The following is an 18,125-nucleotide window of genomic DNA, read 5'->3' on the forward strand; positions in this document are numbered from 1 at the left end:
GGGGAAAGAGGATTCGACGCTCCGGTGCCCGGGTACCCGGTGGGATCGACAAGGCCACCGAGCGCGAGGAGGATGCCGCATGCCGCGGACGGACCCGGAGACCGTGGACGTGCTGGGTGTCGCCTTCCCCAAACCGTCGCGGACGCTGGGGCGGGTCGCCAGGGGGCTGGCCGGGCTGGCACTTCTCCCGCTGGAAGGCATCCCGGGACGTGGACCGCGGCGGGCGGTCTGGTCGTGTCCCGGCAGGCTCTACATCGAGACGCACGGCGTGAAGGGACCGGAGGGCGCCCGTGTCGCCCGGCGGGTGGAACGAGCCCTGGCGGAGATCCCCGGCGTGCGCTGGGCCCAGGTGAACGCGCCGACGTCCCGGGTGGTCGTCGCGGTCGAGGATCCGGGGCCCCGGCGACTGGAGCTGATCCGCGCGGTCGAACGAGCCGAGTCGGAACCCGCTTCCGAAGCCGAGCGGGTCGAAGAGGACGAACTGCACCATCCGGCGGACGGCACCACGGCGACCCGGCTGCCGTCCACACTCGCCGCGGACGCCGCTGGGCTGATGTTGTCGGTGGCGACGAAGATCATGCCGTGGGCCCCGTTGCCGACGGAGGTCGCGGCACTGGCGTCCCTGGTCGACCTGCATCCGCGGTTGCGTGACCTGGCGGACCGGAAACTGCGAGGACGGGAGAGGGCCGATTCGGCGACCTCGATCGGCGCGGCGCTGGTCCATGGTCTCGCGGCCCGCAGCGAGGGAACGGTCCTGGACATCATGCTCCGCGGCACCCAGTGGCGGGAGGCCAAGGCGCACCAGCGGGCCTGGTGCGAGGCCGAATCCTCGCTGGTCGGGCAGCGCGAACACGCGGGCGCCGACTCGGTGGTGAGCGAACGGCCGTGGCCGCTTCCGGAAAGCGCGGCCGATCGACACGCGCGCCGGTCGATCACCGCCGGTGCCGCGGCCGCCGCGGCGACGCTGCCGTTCGTCGGGCCGAGGCGCGCCGCCGCGGTCGGGATCTCCGCGTTGCCCAAGGCCCCGTCCACCGGCACGGCCGCCTTCGCCGCCCAGCTGGGTCAGGTCCTCGCCCGCCGCGGTGCGCTGGTGATGGATCGATCCGCGCTGCGCGGCCTCGACCTGCTCGACACGATCGTCATCGACACCACGGCGCTCGGTGCCGGGGCGAACATCCTCAGCGATCTGGTTCCTTCGCCCGATGGTGACCCGGTGGACCTGACAGCCGCCGCCTTCGCCTTGTTCGACCCGGAGAAACCCGAGGTGGTCCGGCGGGACGGAGAGTGGACGCTGGGCCCGGTGGACGAACTGGACGTCACCGGCTTCCCCGACCGGCAGCGGCTGCTGGACCAGGGCGCCCACCTGGTGCTGGGGCTGGTCCGCGACGGGCAGCCGGCCGGTCTGCTCGCCGTGGCGCAGGAGAGCTCACCCGACGTGGACGCGTTGGCGTCCGCGGCCGAGGCCGCCGGGCTGCACGTGGTCCAGACGGACGGCCCGGTGTTCGACGCCGTTCACGAACTCCAGGCATGCGGACGTGTGGTCATGCTGGTCTCCGATGACCGCCGGGCGCTGGGAGCGGCCGACTGCGGAGTCGGCGTGCACGAGGACGGGACCCCGCCGCCGTGGGGCGCACATGTGCTGATCGGCCGCGACGTCGGCACGGCCGTCCTGCTCGTCGAAGCGATCACCGCCGCGAAGGCGGTCGTCCGTGACTCGACCATGTTCGCGACCGCGGCCGGCGGAATCGGTGGCGTGACCGCGCTCAGCGCGCGCCGCCGCCCGGCCGCGAGCGGCCTTCGGACGGTGAACGCCGGGGCACTCATGGCTTTCAGCGACGGGATTTGGCGAGCCCGCACCCTCACCGGCGAGCGGAAGAAGCCCTCGTCTGGCCGTGTCGCGCCGCCGTGGCACCTGATGCCCGCGGACCTCGTCCTCGACCGGCTCGGCTCGAGCCCGCGTGGGCTGGACGAGCGTGAGGCCCGGCGACGGGCACCCGCCGATCGTGCGGGAGGGGAAGACAATGCCGGCAAGAGCATCGCGAAGGCGTTCATGGCCGAGCTCGCCAACCCGCTGACCCCGGTTCTGGCCGGTGGTGCGGCGGTTTCGGCGGCGGTGGGCTCACCGGTCGACGCCGCGCTGGTCGCCGGGATCGTCGGGGTGTCCGCGTTGATCGGCAGCGCGCAGCAGGTGCACACCGACCGCGCGCTGGCGGGGCTCTTCGAACGGTCCGCGACGGTGACCACCGTCGTACGAGACGGTGCCGAGCGGCAGATCGTCGCCGACGCGCTGGTGCGGGGTGACGTCGTGTCGCTGCGGTCCGGCGATGTCGTACCCGCGGACTGCCGGGTGCTCGAAGCGACCGGCGCGGAGCTGGACGAGTCGTCGCTGACCGGGGAGTCGCTGCCGGTGCCGAAGACCCCGGCACCGGTCGTGGCGGCGGAGATCGCCGAACGGGCCTCGATCCTGTACGAGGGCACCACGGTCGCCGCGGGCAAGGTGACCGCCGTCGTCGTGGCGACCGGCGACGAGACCGAGGTCGGCCGGGGAATGGCCGCGGCGCGCGGCGCCGCCCCCGAGACCGGCGTCGAAGCGCGGCTCGCATCGCTCACCGAACAGGCCTTGCCGGTCGCGGTCGGCTCGGCGGCCGCCGTCGCGGGAGCCGGCCTGCTCCGGGGCGTACCGCTGCGGCAAAGTGTCGGGGCGGCGGTGAACCTCGCGGTCGCGTCGGTCCCGGAAGGCCTGCCGTTCCTGGTGAACGCGGCCCAGCTGGCGGCCGCCCGGCGACTCGCCGAACACGGCGCGCTCGTCCGCAATCCGCGCACCATCGAAGCCCTCGGCCGGGTCGACGTGCTCTGTTTCGACAAGACCGGCACCCTCACCGAAGGCAGGCTCAGCGTCAACCGGATCGACGACGGCAAGACCACCGCCTCGCCGAGGCGGCTGCGGAAGAGCCACCAGGCGGTGCTGGCTGCGGCCGTCCGCGCGACGCCCCGGGCGGAGAACCCCGAGGAACTTCCGCACCACACGGATCAAGCGATTCTCGAAGGCGGCATCACCGCGGGCGTGGACGCCGGCGGCTGGAAGAAGACCGATGCGGTCCCGTTCGAACCGTCACGAGGATTCCACGCGACCAACGGCGAACTCGGCGAACGGCACGTGGTGTGCGTGAAGGGCGCACCGGAGATCGTCCTTCCCCGGTGCACCCGGCACGGCGATCGGCCGATGGGCGCGGGTGTCCGCGGCAGGCTGGAGAAACGGGCCGGCCGCCTGGCCGCGGCCGGGCACCGCGTCCTCGCCGTCGCGGAGCGCACCGTGTCCACAAAGGACCTTTCCGAGGACGACGTCGCGGATCTCCGGTTGCTCGGCTTCGTCGCACTGGCGGATCCGGTGCGGGACAGTGCCGCGCCTGCGGCGGATCGGTTGCGCGAGGCGGGGGTGCGCACGGTGATGATCACCGGCGATCATCCGGCCACCGGCGAGGCCGTGTCGGAGGAGATCACCGGCCGCAACGGCGACACCAAGGTGCTCACCGGCGCGAAGATCGAGGAACTCGACGACGAAGGGCTCGATCGGGAACTCGCCGACGTCGACGTGATCGCCCGGTGCAGCCCGGCGCAGAAGGTCCGGATCATCCAGGCCTACCAACGCGGTGGCCGGGTCGTCGCGATGACCGGCGACGGCGCGAACGACGCGCCCGCCATCCGGCTCGCCGACGTCGGGATCGCGCTCGGGCAGCGGGGCACGGCCGCGGCCAGAGCGGCCGCGGACCTCGTGGTGACCGACGACCGGCTGGAGACGATCGTCGCCGCGCTGGTGGAAGGCCGGGCGATGTGGGCGTCGGTCCGCGAGGCGCTCGGCATCCTGCTCGGCGGGAACCTGGGGGAGATCGCGTTCACCGTACTCGGCTCGGTCGTCACCGGACGCTCCCCGCTCACCGCCCGCCAGTTGCTGCTGATGAACCTCCTCACCGACCTGGCGCCCGCACTGGCGATCGCGTTGAGCAGGCCAGACGGGGAATCCGTGCCGGAATTGCTGCGGGAGGGGCCCAGCGCGTCGCTCGGGAACGCGCTCCGGCGCGACATCACCACGCGTGCGGTGACCACGACGCTCGGCGCTTCCACCGCGTGGACCCTCGCGAGGCTGACCGGCAGGCGGCGGCGGGCGAGCACGATCGCGCTGGTCTCCCTGATCGGCACCCAGCTCGGGCAGACGCTGGCGGTCGGCGGCCGCGACGGCACCGTTCTCGCGGCCGGCCTGGGCTCCGCCGCACTGCTGGCGATACTGGTCCAGACCCCCGGGGTCAGCCAGTTCTTCGGATGCACACCGCTCGGTCCGGTCGGCTGGGGAATCGCCCTCGGCAGCGCGGGCGCGGCGAGCGTGGGCGGCCTCCTGCTCGGACATCGAGAAGCCGAGGTCTAGCGAAGCGAGATCGGGGTACCTGGCTTTGAGTGGAGAGCAGTGTTGATCGTGGGCTGAGGTGCAGCGCAGTGGAGCGACGACGAGTGCGGCAGGGTGGCGTCACCGGGAATCGGGCGGGGGAGGACGAGCCCGAGGGCCCGACGGATCTGTCGAAGCGTTCGTGGTGGCAGGTGCTGAAACGGACGGTCAAGCAGTTCCAGCGGGACAACTTGACCGACTGGGCCGCCACGTTGACCTATTTCAGCGTTCTGTCGATCTTCCCGGCGATCGTGGTGCTCACCGCGATGCTGGGTTTGCTGGGCCCGGCGGCGACGCAGACGCTGATCGACAACATCAACACGCTGGTTCCCGGGCAGGGCCGTGAGATCTTGGTCAACGCGATCCGGGAGGTGGGCCGGTCTCAAGGGCTGGCCGGACCGGTCGCCATCGTGGGTATCGCGGGGGCGCTGTGGACGGCGTCCGGATACGTGGGTGCGTTCATGCGAGCCTCGAACGCGATCTACGAGATGCCGGAAGGGCGGCCGATATGGAAAACGGTGCCGCTGCGACTGGTCTTGACCCTGGCGGTGGTGGTGCTGCTGGCGGTGTGCGCGGTGGGTGTGGTGGCGACCGGTGGGGTGGCCGAGCGGGCCGGGCGACTGCTGGGGGTCGGGTCGGCCGGGGTGCAGGTGTGGGATATCGCGAAATGGCCGGTGATCGCGCTCCTGGTGAGTTTGGCGTTCGCCTTGTTGTACTGGGCCGCACCCAACGTGAAGCATCCGGGATTTCGGTGGCTGAGCCCCGGCGGTGTGCTGGCGGTGGTGGCATGGGTGCTGGCCTCGGCCGGATTCGCCTTCTATGTGGGGAATTTCGGCTCCTACAACAAGACCTACGGCACGTTGGCCGGGGTGATCGTGTTCCTGGTGTGGCTGTGGATCTCCAATATCGCCGTGCTGCTGGGGGCGGAGTTCGACGCCGAACTCGCCCGGGGGCAGCGCATCGAGACCGGGCAATCCTCCGAGCGGGAGCCTTTCCTGCCACCGCGGGATACCCGCGCCTTCGATGACGACGACACCGCGCAGGTGACAACGAAGCCTCCGGGGACCGTTGCAGAGGGCCGCGGCGGTGAGGAGTGACGATCGGTCGCTACAGCTGGAACTCACCCGGCGCGAGGCTGCGCGCGAGGCAGAACTCGTTGCCCTCCGGGTCTGCCAGCACAACCCACGAGAGGTTCTCGCCCTGGCCGAGGGCCACGGTCGACGCCCCGAGCGCGAGCAGCCGATCCAGCTCGGAGCGCTGGTCGCCGTCGATCGGGGTGATCTCGAAGTGCACCCGGTTCTTCCCGCTCTTGCCGTCGGGCACGCGGACGAACGCCATGCTCGGCACAGCCGGCCCGCGGCGCAGATCGGCGAGCCGCTCCGCGTCCGGAACCTCGGGGTCGGGCCCTATCTCGACGACCTCACCCTTGTCTTCGTAGACGACGTACCCGAGGACACCACACCAGAACTCGGCCAGCCGTCGAGGATCCGCGCAGTCGATCGTCGTCCATTCCAGCCTGCTCGTCATGTACCAACGCCCTTGTCCGTCGGAATCCCTTCAAGCCCGAACACCTTCTCACGGTCTCAGGCTGTTTTCAGGTGAATTTTTGCCGGGCGGGCCGTCGCGCGAACTCGGCTGGTGATCTGTGTACTTCGATGCTTACCAATGTGTGCCCGACAAGCCGGCCACCGTGATGACGGCAATGGTCGCGTCGGCCCCGATGTGCGCGATGTACGGCAGCAGGAGCCCGCCGCTCCGTACACGCAAGACGCCGAGCAAGTAGCCCCAGACGCCGGCCATCACCATTCCGGTCCAGCCGGACGGAAACCCGTTGAAGTGGAACAGCCCGAACGCGACACCCTGGACGATCAGGGCTGCTCGTACCGACCAGATCGTGGCCATCTCGTCGAGCAGCACACCCCGGAACAGGCCCTCTTCCAACGCCGCGTTGAAGAGGGAGAAAGCGATGACGGCGAGGGCTACCTGCCAAAGTGGACTGTCCTTGGCCGCGACGATGTAGCCGGGCAGCACCGGATCCGTGAACCGTGCCCAGCTGACCAGCGCCGTCGTGGTGCCCACGATCAGCACCACGACGGAAGCGGCGAGCGGCCAGGTCAACCGGCCCGGTTCGACCCGGCCGGACGCCGTCCCGATCGACGGGAGCCTGCCGAGTCCGGCCGGTAAACCGAACACGACGACGAGCGCGAGGGCGATCCGCACGGCCGGAGGCCAGTCCAGGAGGATCGTCACATGGAACACGGCCGAGACGGCGGCGGCGACGGCTACGGCGCGGATGCCTGCCGTGGAACGGCTCCGCACGGCCGCCACCAGGGAGGCCACGAGCCCGGCGGCGACGACGAGGGAGAACCACGGCGTGCCGGGCAGGACCGGCGCCGCCATGAGCAGGCAGGCCGCCACTGTGGCGGTCCGCGGCTCGGTTCGTGTGGTCGTATGAGGCATGAAACGGCGACCTCAGGCCGTGACCGGAAAGTGGCTCAGCCCTCGGATGGAATTACCTTTCCGGCGGCGAAGCGGACCTGCCTGGCGCAGGTGCGGCATCCGCTCCGCGAGGGTGCGGAAGACGATTTCGGCTTCGATACGCGCCAGCCTGGCGCCGAGGCAATAGTGTATTCCGCTGGAGAACGCCAGGTGGTCCGATGCGCGGGAGCGGGAGATGTCGAATTCGCCCGGCCTTTCGTACACCTCCGGATCACGGTTGGCCGCGGCCAGCAGCACGGCGACGAACCGGCCCGGCCTGATCCTGCGCCCGGCCAGTTCCACCTCGGTGTGCGCGATCCGCAGAGAAGCCTGCACCGGAGGGTCGTAGCGCAAGGCTTCCTCCACCGCGGCGGCGGCGAGGCTCGGATCCGAGTACAGCGACTCCCACTGCTCGGGGTGTCCCAGCAGTGCTCGTACACCGTTGCCGATCAGGTTGACCGTGGTCTCGAAACCGGCGATCAGCAACAGCAACGCGGTGCCGTGCAGTTCCCGTGCGGTCATCCTTCCGTCCCCGACGGCGGCCGCGAGATCGCTGATCACGTCGTCGCCGGGAATCGCCGTCCGTTCGTGAAGCAGCCGGTCGAACAGCACGACCAGGTCCTCGCCGACGGTGATCAGTCGTTCGGCTTGCCGGACCGAGTACACACCGCTGAGGCCTTCACCGATCAAAGTGCCGTATTCGGCGAAGACGGATCGGTCGGCGGCCGGGATACCGAGCAGGTCACTGATGACCGTGATCGGAAGTGGCGCGGCCAGATCTCCGACGAGGTCGAAGGTCTCTTGCCCGGCCACCTTGGCCAGGAGAGAGTCCACCACCGCCTGCACCGTCGGCCGGTAGCGGTCCATCCGCCCTGGCCTGAACGAGGGCGCGGCGAGCCTGCGCAGCCGGGTGTGATCGGGTGGATCCAGGTCGAGGAAGCTCTCCGGGTAGGTCTGGGACACAATGCCCAGCGCACCGGTGAGCGCGGGCGTGCCGTCCGCGTACTTCATGCCGAACCGGCGATCCCGCAGGACCTGGTCGCACAGCGCGAAGGAAGCCGTGGCCCATGACCCGCTCAGACCGCGGTACAGCGGGCCTTTCGCCCTTATCCGCTCGTACAACGGGTACGGGTCTTCCCGCCATTTCGGATGCTCTACCTGTACGAGTAGGTCGCCGAACCCGCCGAGCAGCCGGCTGACGGTTTTGGAGACCTGGATCTGCGCACCGATTCGCAGTGCGTCCGCGTGACTTAAGGCGTTCATCATTTCCTCCTGGCGTCAGCGGACTCTACGACGAGCACATGGCAAATTCCTTGCAGTGCCATTGAGGCGGGTGATTTCCGCGTGCTTTTGAACGGTGGTGGAAAGGCTTGGAGCGGGATTCTCCGTCCGGTTATGTTCGATCGGCAAGGGCAACCGAGGGAAGGATGGGGAATGAAGGTTCCGAGCAGGCGGATGACGGGGGTCGTCGCCGGTGCGGCGGCGTTTTTCGCCGCGGTTTCGATCGCGGCCGCTCCGGCGGGTGCCTCCGAGGCCGGAGTGCAGACCGACGCGTGGCCCTGTGCGGGCCCGGCGGATTTCTTCGCCGCCCAGAACAAGAACGGCTCCTGGACGTGCTACGCGAACTCCGGGTCGAGTCTCGCGCGCTCGTTCAACACCGTTCACTGGCAGTCGGGAGCGAACTCCGGATACTTCTGGCACGAATGCCACGGGAAGCACTACCCAGCCAAGCGATTCATCGCGTGGCAGAGTGAATCGCTCGGCGATTGCACCATTTACAAGGTGAACATCGACTGAGCGCACCAGGGGCCGCCTCCGAACCGCGGAGGCGGCCCCGCGCTCTTCACGCCGGGAATCGGTGGCCGAGGAGATCCGCTCCCAAGCGGGTCAGCCGGTGACGTACCGCCGGTCCGGCCCGCTCGGTGGTGATCAGCCCGGCCGAGCGCAGGATCGACGCGTGATAGCTGGCCACGGAGACGGTGACGCCCGCCCGCCGGCCCAGTTCCGTCGTCGTGCAGCCGTCGCCGACGGCACGGAGTGTCCCGGCGCGGGTCGGCCCAAGCAGGTCCTCCAGCGGCTTCGCGTCCGTGCCACCCGCCGCGGCAGGACAGGTGACCGGCGCCGGACGTGTGGTCGCGGGGAAGACGAGCACGGGCGGCAGGGCCGGGTCCGCGAGCACCGTCGGCCGTCCGTGGCAGAAGAACGACGGCAGCAAGCGCAATCCCCGGCCGTCGAGACGCAGATCCCGGCCGAGGTGGTCGCCGTCCAGTTCGAGCGAGTCACCACGCCAGGTGAGCGCTGGATGCAAGGACCCCAGCAAACCACCCGTCCCTCGCGACACCAGGATCCGCGTCCGCGCCGCGGCGTCGTCACGTACGTGGTGCTCGATACGCGTCCAGGATGGTTCCACGGCCGTGCGGTGGTAGTCGGCAAGCCCGCGCGTGAGGTCGGTCAGGGCGGTGTGGTCACCTGAAGCCAGCCTGGCGGCCCACCGTGAGGGCATCGCACGCCCGGCGAGCCGCGCGAGTTCGGCCCGCAGGCGGTGACGCGGCGTGCGCCGCAGTGCGGCGAGCCCGCTTTCGAGGCCCGCCGCCGATTCCGCCGGTGTGAGGAAATCCGGTGAATAGCCCCGTGGCGGGGCCAGGTCGAACAGGGCCCGCATGGCGGGGCTCAGCGTCAGTCCCGCGCGCCAGCGTTCATGGCGTGGGTCCACCGCCGGGCTTTGCAGGACGTGCAGGCTCAGGAGCACTTCCCATAACGGATCCGGCTCGGTCGCGAGGGTGACACGGGCCAGATCGGCAGCCGAGAAATGAATGTGCAGAGGCATTTCGGTGAGTCGCCTTTCGGACGAGGAAGCCCTCGGTCGTGTCGGCAACGGTAAGGCGGCGGCATTGCACCGGAATGGAAAGGAGATGGCAAGCGCGACCTCGATCCCGCTGAACACCTCACGCCCGCGTTAATCCATTTGTGCCCTCCTGCCGGGCTGCGGTATAGAGGAATCTTCGGCGGTGTCTTGGGGGGCGCGGTGCGGTTCGGGATTCTCGGTCCGGTCGGGGCGTGGGGGACGTTGGGGCGGATCGAACTGGGCGGACCGCGCTCCCAGGCCGTGCTCGCCGCGCTGCTGGTGAACGCCAACCGGGTGGTCGGCCTGGGTGCGCTGGTCGATGCCATCTGGGGTGAGGAGCCGCCGCCCACGGCCGTGGACACGATGCGCACCTACGTGTCCCGCCTCCGGCGCGCTTTCGCCGCGGCCGAACGCGGTGACAGGCTGGTTTCGGAAGCGGGCGGCTACCGGATCCGGGTCGATCCGGGCGAACTCGACCTCGACGTGTTCGACGACCATGTCGCGCTGGGCCGCGAAGCCGTGATGGCCGGCCGGTTGGCGGAAGCCGTGGTCGAGTTCGACGCCGCGATGAAACTGTGGCGGGGCAGCCCGTTCGCGGGAGTGCCGGGGCCGTTCGCCCGGACCAACGCCGACGCGCTGGCGGAGACCCGGCTGGCGGTGCAGGAGGAACGCCTCGCGGTCGAACTGGAACTGGGAAACCACGCCGACGTGATCGCCGAACTGCAGCGGTTGCGCACCGCCCACCCGCTGCGGGAGTCGCTGTGCGAGCTGCTCATGGTGGCGTTGTACCGGTCGGGCAGGCAGGCCGCGGCGTTGGACGTGTTCCGCCAGACCCGTGAACTCCTGGTGGCGGAACTGGGGGTCGAGCCGGGAGCGCGGCTGCGGCAGGCGCATCGGAAGGTGCTGGAGCAGGCCGACCCGGTGCCACGGCTCCAGGACGAATCCACGGGGGACGAAGCCGGAGCGTGGGGTCCCAGGACCACCGGGTTGCGCGGACTGCCGCCCGATGTCGCGGACTTCACCGGACGCCAGACCGAGACGAGCCTCATCACGGAACTGTGTTCGCCGAGCGCCGACCGGACGTCTCCGGTGGTGGTCGCCGTCGACGGGATGGCCGGGGTCGGGAAGACCGGGGTCGGGAAGACCGCGTTCGCGGTCCATCTGGCGCATTCGCTGGCGGACCGGTTCCCGGACGCGCAGGTCTACATCGACCTGTACGGGCACACGCCGGGTCTGCAACCGCGAGACGCCCACGACGCGCTCCACGTTCTGCTTCGTGCCGTCGGTGTCCCCGCGGAGGCGATACCGGAGAACACGGAGACGCGGGCCATGCTCTGGCGCGACGCCCTTGCCGAGCGGCGGGCGCTCGTGGTGCTGGACAACGTGGGGGACGGCGTGCGCGTCGAATCCCTGCTTCCGGCCGGGCCGGGCTGTGCCGTGGTGATCACCGGCCGGCATCGCCTGCTGGACCTCGACGGCGCCCACCAGCTCACGCTCGATCCGCTTTCGCCCGCCGACGCGGGCAGGCTGCTCACCCGGATCGCGGCCGCACGCGGTGCCGAGTCGGACCGCGCGGCGATCGCGGAAACCGTACGGCTGTGCGGCGAATTGCCGCTGGCCATCCGGATCGCCGGAGCCCGGCTGTCCCGGTCCCTGCCGGTGACGGCACTGCGCCACAGGCTCAGCGACCAACGCGACGTCGTGCCGCGGCTGCGTTCGGGCAGCCGCAGTGTCGCCGCGGCGTTCGCTCTGTCGTATGGCCGGCTTCCGCCGGACTCGAAGCGTGCCTTTCACCTTCTCGGTCTCCATCTGGGCCCGGATGTGGATCGCTTCGAGGCGGCCGCGCTTCTCGGCACCTCACCCGACGACGCCGACCGGCACGTGGAGTCACTGGTCGACGCGAGCCTGATCCAGCAGATCAAGCCCGAGCGGTACCAGTTCCACGACCTGCTGCGTGCCTATGCGCGCGAACAGGGACTCGCGAGCGAGTCGCAGCCGGAGCGCAAGCGGGCGCAGTCGCGGGTGCTGGAGTACTACGTGAACACCATGACGGCGGCGTACCGGCGGTTCTTTCCCGGCGACCGGGACGGCGTCCGCCTCGCCACGCCGAAAGGGCTCGTCCGTGACTTCAGCGGTTACGAGGAATTCGTCGACTGGTCCCACGTCGATCAGACGAGTCTCAGCCTGGCATCGAACACGGACACGGCTACCCACCACGGCCGGGTGTCGCTCGAAGACTGGGTGCAATTGCTCCGCCCAGGTCGCCCGTCCACCGGGCAGAGCGGAACCGTGCAGCCCGGCCAGACACGGATTCTGCACGCCCTGGGAACACTTCAGTACTGGACCGGCCGATGCGAAGACGCGAAGCGGACACTGCGGCATGCGATGACACAGTGCCGCAAGACCGGCGAACACCGACGTGAGAGCGCGATCCTCCACACCCTCGGCGAGGTGCTGGTGGCCGCGGGCACACCGGAGGACGCCGTCGGGGTGTTCCGTCGTTGCGTCAAGTCCTCGCGCGCGCTCGGGGATACCTGGGGCGAGGCGGTCGCGTTGAACAGCTTGGGCGGAGCCCATCGGGTACTGGCCGAGCACGAATCGGCGCTGGGCTGCTGTACCGACGCGCTGCGCTTGCATCGTGAACTTCGCTCCAGCTGGGGAGAAGGTGTCACCCTCACCAACCTCGGCAGGCTGTACCGCTGTATGGGCCGCCCGGAAAAGGCGCTCGCCGCCTTCGACGAGGCGGTGGTTTCGCTGCGCGAAAGCGGCGATCAGCTCGAATTGGCGGAGGCACTCGTAGACCTCGGGTACGCCCGCAGGGCCGACGACGATCCGGAGCAGGCCAGGAACGCTTGGGAAGAAGCCCTCCCGGTGCTCGGCATCCTCGCCGACCCGATGGCGGACGTCGTGCGCGGTCATCTCCGCGAACTGTCACCTTTGTCCGAGCCGGATCGGGGCTAGGTTCGCGGCCGCACCGGTCAGCAGGCCCGGCCGGTGTTCTTGCCGAAGTAGCCGTACGAAGGCGCGGCGTCCTTGGGCGAGTTCCCGAGATGCCCCACCTCGTGCGACGCGACGCAGATGTCGTGCTGGTAGATGTTCTGCACGCCGTTCCAGCTCTTCCACACCTGGACGACGACCTCCTTGCCACCACTGTTGCAGTTGCCGTAGAAGTAGGCCAGGTGATCACCCCGGTCCTCGTCGTACGTGCCGCAGGTGATCAGCGCGGACGCGGGTGCCGCTTCGGCGGTGGCGGGCAGGACGACCGCCGCGGCGCCGATGAGGATGGCGGTTGCGAGACGTTTCAAGGGAAGACCTCCTGTGCTGAGACGACGGTGCGTGACCGCGTGGGCGACCACAGGACAGAACGTAAGAGCCCGGCCTTGCAGGCTCCTCGCAGATTCCCAGCACCAAGGGGACTGCCTCGCGAAGCCGGCGCGATGAACAGTCCTTTTCGGACCTCGCGAGCACCACCGGATCGAGTGATCATCGAAGTGCGCCGTACCCGAGGACTGTCTTACGTTGAGTGTCCGACGTGAGGGAGGCTCGATGACCACGATCGCCGAGGTCGCCCCGCCGGTCCTGAGCCGCAAACGCCGGAACGCGGTGTTCGCGGCGGTCATGCTCGGGATGTTGCTCGCGGCGCTCGACCAGACGATCGTGGGTACCGCGCTGCCGACGATCGTCGGGGATCTCGGCGGGGCAGGACATCTGTCGTGGGTGATCACCTCCTACCTGCTCGCCGAGACGATCATGACCGTCGTCGTCGGCAAGCTCGGCGATCTGTTCGGCCGCAAGCTGATGTTCCAGCTGTCGGTGATCGTGTTCACGGTGGGCTCGTTCTTCTGCGGCTTCGCCGGCGACATGATCTGGCTCATCGTGGCGCGCGCGGTGCAGGGCCTGGGCGCGGGCGGCCTGATGGTCACCGCGACCGCGCTCGTGGCCGACGTCGTGCCCCTGCGCGAACGGGGCAAGTACCAGGGCATCCTCGGTTCGGTCTTCGGTGTCGTCACGGTGCTCGGCCCCATGCTGGGCGGGTTGTTCGTGGACCACCTTTCGTGGCGATGGGCCTTCTACGTCAACGTGCCGATCGCGGTACTGGTACTGGTCGTGGCGGCGAGCGCGATGCCGAGCGTCAAGTCCGTGGCGAGGCCGGTGATCGACTATCCCGGCATCCTGCTGATCGGCCTGGCCGCGACCGGCCTGACACTGGTCACCAGCTGGGGCGGTACGCAGTACGCGTGGGACTCGCCGACGATCATCGGGATGTCGATCGGCTCGGTGATCTTGCTGGTGCTGTTCGTCTTCGCGGAGAAGCGCGCGAAGGAACCGACCTTGCCGATGCGGCTGTTCCGGAATCCCGTGTTCACCGTGTCGGCGATCCTGAGCTTCGTCGTGGGCTTCGCGATGCTCGGTGCGCTGTCGTACTTGCCGACCTATCTGCAGTACGTCCACGGCATCTCGGCGACCAGTTCGGGTGTGCGGATGCTGCCGATGGTGATCGCGCTGCTGGTGGCCGGCGTGTTCGCGGGCAACGTGGTCGGCCGGACGGGGCGGTACAAGATCTTCCCGATCGCCGGCGGGATCGGGCTGACGCTCGGCCTGTATCTCCTCTCGCGGCTGACCCCGACGAGCGGGTTCTGGGAGATGTCCCTCTACTTCGCCGTGCTGGGCTTGGGAATCGGCCTGAGTATGCAGGTATTGGTGATCGTCGTGCAGAACACCGCCGACTACCGCGATCTGGGCGTCGCGACGTCCGGGGTGACCTTCCTCCGGTCCTTGGGTTCGTCCTTCGGCGCGGCCGTCTTCGGCACGATCTACGCCAACCAGTTGGCGCCGAACATGGCCGCGGCGGGTGCGGAACATCCGCTGCCGCCCGGGATCGACCCCAAGGCCGTCCAGGTCCCGAACGCGCTCCACGCCTTGCCGGATTCGGTTTCGGCGCCCTACATCCAGGCGTACGGCGATTCCCTGCACACGGTTTTCCTTTATGCCGCACCGGTCGGGCTCGTCGCGCTGGTATTGGCGTTCTTCCTCAAGGAGGTTCCGCTGCGGGACACCTCACGGGCGGCCGCACCGGACCTCGGCGACGGTTTCGCGATGCCGGAGCCGGGCAACGGGGATCAGGATCTCGAGCGTGCCGTCGGCCGCTTGCTGGCGCGTGAGGGGAAGGCGGCCTCGGCGGGCGTCCTCATGAAGTCCGGCTGCGAACTCGACACCGGCGGATTGTGGTGCCTTGGGCAGGTTCGCCTGCGGGAACGCCGGAACAAGCCGACGTCCCTGTCCGTGATCGGCGATCGCTACGGCGTCCCGCCGGAGGTGTTCGAAGCAGCCTTCGCGCGCCTCGAATTCACCGGCCACCTGACGTTCAAATCCGGGGGATGGGCCACCACGGAGGCAGGACGCGCCGAACTCGAAAAGCTCATCCGAGCTTGGAAAGCCTGGCTGGCCGAACGGCTGCGGGACTGGGGCCTGGAAGGGCAAGACGAACTGGACGCGGCGCTCGGCCGGGTCGCGAACCGTATCCTGGACCAGGCCGCCGAAGACCAGCCCAGCGGGAAACACGCCGCGGCCGTCTGAGCCCAGTGCCGGGGTGATCGCGGTGGCATGGCGGCCCTTACGGACCGTTTTCCCAGCTCAGACACACAGTGACCCCTGGTTGCAAGCCCCTGTTCGGGACCCGCTAAAGTACTCACATCGCACTCCACGGAGCGCGGGTCCGGGCTGTGGCGCAGTTTGGTAGCGCACTTGACTGGGGGTCAAGGGGTCGCAGGTTCGAATCCTGTCAGCCCGACGGACGAAGCGGGTTTCCGCAGCTCACCAGCTGCGGAAACCCGCTTTTTCATGTGGCCGGAGGTGTCGTTCCGGGTCAGTACGTCACTGAGGGTTGCCGGCGTGGGTGAGGGTCTGCCAGGCGACGAACAGGTTGTTGGTGCCCGCCGGGCGCTGGCGCAGGGTGAGGGCCTCCGTGTTGCTCATGGTGTGCCCGAGTCGGGTGTGAAGATGGTTGTACCCGACCTCGGTGATCGGGCCGAGGCCGAGCTTCAGGCTGCCGCCGCACAGCCACGACGGGACCGCGGCGCCCATCTGGTACTTCGCGTGGAAGCCGAGGCCTTCGCGGAGGCGGTCGGCGATCTCGGGGTAGAGGTCCTGGCCCTGGATGCGGGTGGTCTCGGCGAAGTTCGCGATGGCGGCGAGGCCGTAGCCGGTATGGGTGAAGTCCCGGCAGGTCTCCTGGGAGAGACCGTTGACGAACGTCGTCTGGCCTTGCCAGTACTTCACGATCTTGTCGCGGGTGTCCAGTCCGCTGCCGGGCGCCGTCTTCGGGAGCGCGCCGTCGCTGGTCAGGTAGAGGTAGGCGGGGACGCGGGTGCGAAACTTCGCGACGGCCTTGTCGTAGACGGTCTTGTCGTCGAGGAACACGGCGATGCCGATCGCGGCCTCGGTCATGCTGAGTTCCCAGTTCCCGTTGCTGTGACTGCCGTTGATCACCTCGGGCAGGTACACGTTCCGGAGCATGGTGCCGAAGCGGCCGGAGTTCGGCCAGCCCGTGTAGGTGTGCTTGATGATTTCCGCGGCGCGCGGCCACGAGGAGGCCGACCACGCCGACTGCAGGGGAGCGTTGCTGTTCGTGTGATCCTTCAGCACCGCCGACCACGCGTCCATGATCTCGATCGCCTTGGTCGCGTATTTCGCGTCGCGCGTGATGTACCACGCCAGCGAAAGGGAATACGCGGCGATCGCGTCTTGCCGTTCATCGGTACAGCCGATGTTCGGATTCGAATAGGAACCGCATTCGACGATGGCGCGTGGTTTCGGTGGCCGGGACAACGAGGCGTACGAACTCGACATCATCGCGTCGTAGGCCTGTTTCCACGGTTGCGCGCCGGCCTGGACCTTGGCGCGGACGAAGTCCAGTTGCGGGCGGCTGACCAGTACGCCGGGGTGTGTGAAGGTGGGGGGCGCGGCTTGGGTGGGAGCGCTGAAAAGGCTTAGCGCCAACGGGACGAGCGTGGCCAGGGCGAGCAGTTTCCTCGGTAGGGACATGGTTCTCCTCGGGCGGGTGTGAGCCAGGTCACCGGCGGCGTGGGTTCAGTGTCATGGTCTGAACCAGTTGCGTCAAGGTCTTTATTCGCCTCAAAAAGAAAGAAACCCGTCCCGTTCAGCGGGCTGAATGAATCAATGCGGCCAAAGGCCGACGAAGGCCGGGCTCCCGATCGGATAGGTGCCGATCAGGCGCCAAGTCGCGCGTTCATAGGCCTGGATCGCGTCACTGCTCTGCGCGGCGACATAAACGTGTTCGCCGACGATGGAGAAGTGCCGTGGCCACTCGCCGGTGCCGTGGTCGGCCACAGCCACACCGTCGAAGGCGAACTCCGTGATTTTCTCGGGACCCCGGTTCGACAGGAACAGCCGGTCGTCGTGCAGGACGAGCTGCGCCGGAAGGTTCTCGCCACCAGGTTCGAGCGTCGCCGGAACGCTGCTTTCGACGGTGAACGTGCCCGGCGGCTCTTCGCGCACCCTCACCAGCGAGGCGGCCAGTTCGCCGACGACGTACGCCTGGTTCGTGCCGGGACGCCGGACCAGTTGCCGTGGGCCGGTCCCGGCGGGCAGCGTCGACACCGACACAGGGATCAGTTCGCCTTCTTCGCCGAGGCGATAGCTGCGGATCTCGTCGGTGCCCAGGTCGACCGCGCTGACCAGCGTGCCCGTCTCGTCGACGACGGCCATGTGGACGTGCGCGGCTTCCTGCCGGTCGGTGTTCGGGCCGCTGCCCTCGTGCTGGACCAGCGCCGTCCGCACGGTGGGCACCCCGTCCGGGCCCAGCGCGAACGCGGCCAGGCTGCCGCCGCTGTAGTTGGCGCACAGCAGGAACCGGCCGTCCGGCGTGACCGACAGATGGCATGGATCCGCTCCGCCGGTCGGCAGTGTGTTCAGGACCGACAGGGTCCCGTCCTCGGCGACCGCCACGGCGGTGATCGCGCCTTCTGTCGTCTCGTTGACGGCGTAGAGCACCGGGAGAGTGGGATGCGGGGTCAGCCAGCTCGGCGAATCCAGCGCGAGCGAGCCCGCCGGGGTCAGCTCTCCGGTCCGCGCGTCGCGCCGGAACGTGCCGATGCCCTCGCCGTGGCCGTCGGTCGCGGCGGTGTAGGAGCCGACGATGAGCAAGGTCCGGTCCTGGTTCGCTGTGGTCACGAAGCACACTGTGCAGCAAGCCGGGGTGGAGGTGAATCCCTTTTGACCACATCCTGCGCGATCGTTTCGGGGAGCGGCGTCAGATACCGGCGCGGTGACCGGTCGAAGTACATGAAGGCCCCCTTCCTTGCGTTAGACGCAAGGAAGGGGGCGGCGGTCTCAACTGGTTGT

The 18,125-nt window shown here is 69.0% G+C and carries 12 protein-coding genes and 1 tRNA gene; 6 read left to right on the forward strand and 7 right to left on the reverse strand.

The genetic code is table 11. The features are described 5' to 3' along the window. Positions 1-79: 79 nt before the first annotated feature. Together AVR91_RS35310 and AVR91_RS35315 are read left to right on the forward strand one after the other, a co-directional pair. On the forward strand, positions 80-4,420 hold the full coding sequence (locus AVR91_RS35310) for an HAD-IC family P-type ATPase (protein ID WP_063273399.1): 4,341 nt from the start codon (positions 80-82) through the stop codon (positions 4,418-4,420). A 68-nt stretch (positions 4,421-4,488) separates the two neighbouring features. Beyond that, on the forward strand, positions 4,489-5,535 hold the full coding sequence (locus tag AVR91_RS35315; protein ID WP_228709430.1) for a YihY/virulence factor BrkB family protein: 1,047 nt from the start codon (positions 4,489-4,491) through the stop codon (positions 5,533-5,535). A gap of 10 nt (positions 5,536-5,545) precedes the next feature. Here the strand turns inward: AVR91_RS35315 and AVR91_RS35320 are convergent, their stop codons facing one another. From AVR91_RS35320 to AVR91_RS35330, 3 genes are all read right to left on the reverse strand, one after another. Next, the gene (locus AVR91_RS35320) at positions 5,546-5,965 is read right to left on the reverse strand and encodes a VOC family protein (protein ID WP_063273397.1); all 420 of its coding nucleotides are present in this window, start codon (positions 5,963-5,965) and stop codon (positions 5,546-5,548) included. 132 nt (positions 5,966-6,097) lie between these two features. Next, positions 6,098-6,898 carry a CPBP family intramembrane glutamic endopeptidase gene (locus AVR91_RS35325; RefSeq protein ID WP_083737856.1) on the reverse strand — a complete coding sequence of 267 codons (801 nt, stop codon included), beginning with the start codon at positions 6,896-6,898 and terminating at the stop codon, positions 6,098-6,100. 12 nt (positions 6,899-6,910) lie between these two features. Then, positions 6,911-8,179: a cytochrome P450 gene (locus AVR91_RS35330; protein ID WP_083737858.1), complete on the reverse strand. Its 1,269-nt coding sequence runs from the start codon at positions 8,177-8,179 to the stop codon at positions 6,911-6,913. A 171-nt stretch (positions 8,180-8,350) separates the two neighbouring features. On the opposite strand from AVR91_RS35330, the gene AVR91_RS35335 reads away from it, so the two are divergent. Then, a complete protein-coding gene (locus AVR91_RS35335; protein WP_063273394.1) occupies positions 8,351-8,713 on the forward strand; it encodes a hypothetical protein in 363 nt (120 codons plus the stop codon). A 46-nt stretch (positions 8,714-8,759) separates the two neighbouring features. On the opposite strand, the gene AVR91_RS35340 is transcribed toward AVR91_RS35335, so the two are convergent. Beyond that, positions 8,760-9,743 carry an ArsR/SmtB family transcription factor gene (locus AVR91_RS35340; RefSeq protein ID WP_063273393.1) on the reverse strand — a complete coding sequence of 328 codons (984 nt, stop codon included), beginning with the start codon at positions 9,741-9,743 and terminating at the stop codon, positions 8,760-8,762. 198 nt (positions 9,744-9,941) lie between these two features. On the opposite strand from AVR91_RS35340, the gene AVR91_RS35345 reads away from it, so the two are divergent. Beyond that, positions 9,942-12,722 carry an AfsR/SARP family transcriptional regulator gene (locus tag AVR91_RS35345; protein WP_063273392.1) on the forward strand — a complete coding sequence of 927 codons (2,781 nt, stop codon included), beginning with the start codon at positions 9,942-9,944 and terminating at the stop codon, positions 12,720-12,722. Between the two features lie 17 nt (positions 12,723-12,739). Here the strand turns inward: AVR91_RS35345 and AVR91_RS35350 are convergent, their stop codons facing one another. Beyond that, complete coding sequence (locus tag AVR91_RS35350; protein WP_063273391.1) at positions 12,740-13,066, reverse strand: hypothetical protein; 327 nt, start codon at positions 13,064-13,066, stop codon at positions 12,740-12,742. A gap of 241 nt (positions 13,067-13,307) precedes the next feature. Here AVR91_RS35350 and AVR91_RS35355 point away from each other — a divergent pair, with 241 nt between their 5' ends. Next, the gene (locus tag AVR91_RS35355; RefSeq protein WP_063273390.1) at positions 13,308-15,338 is read left to right on the forward strand and encodes an MDR family MFS transporter; all 2,031 of its coding nucleotides are present in this window, start codon (positions 13,308-13,310) and stop codon (positions 15,336-15,338) included. A gap of 140 nt (positions 15,339-15,478) precedes the next feature. After that, a tRNA-Pro gene (locus tag AVR91_RS35360) sits at positions 15,479-15,552 on the forward strand. An 83-nt stretch (positions 15,553-15,635) separates the two neighbouring features. Here the strand turns inward: AVR91_RS35360 and AVR91_RS35365 are convergent. Next, entirely contained in the window at positions 15,636-16,805 is a 1,170-nt protein-coding gene (locus AVR91_RS35365) for an alginate lyase family protein (protein ID WP_063273389.1), read from the reverse strand. Positions 16,806-16,937: 132 nt separating this feature from the next. Further along, a complete protein-coding gene (locus tag AVR91_RS35370) occupies positions 16,938-17,954 on the reverse strand; it encodes a lactonase family protein (RefSeq protein WP_083737865.1) in 1,017 nt (338 codons plus the stop codon). Positions 17,955-18,125: the final 171 nt, after the last annotated feature.

The organism is Amycolatopsis keratiniphila subsp. keratiniphila (assembly GCF_001620365.2).
GTDB classification, from domain to species: Bacteria; Actinomycetota; Actinomycetes; order Mycobacteriales; family Pseudonocardiaceae; genus Amycolatopsis; species Amycolatopsis keratiniphila.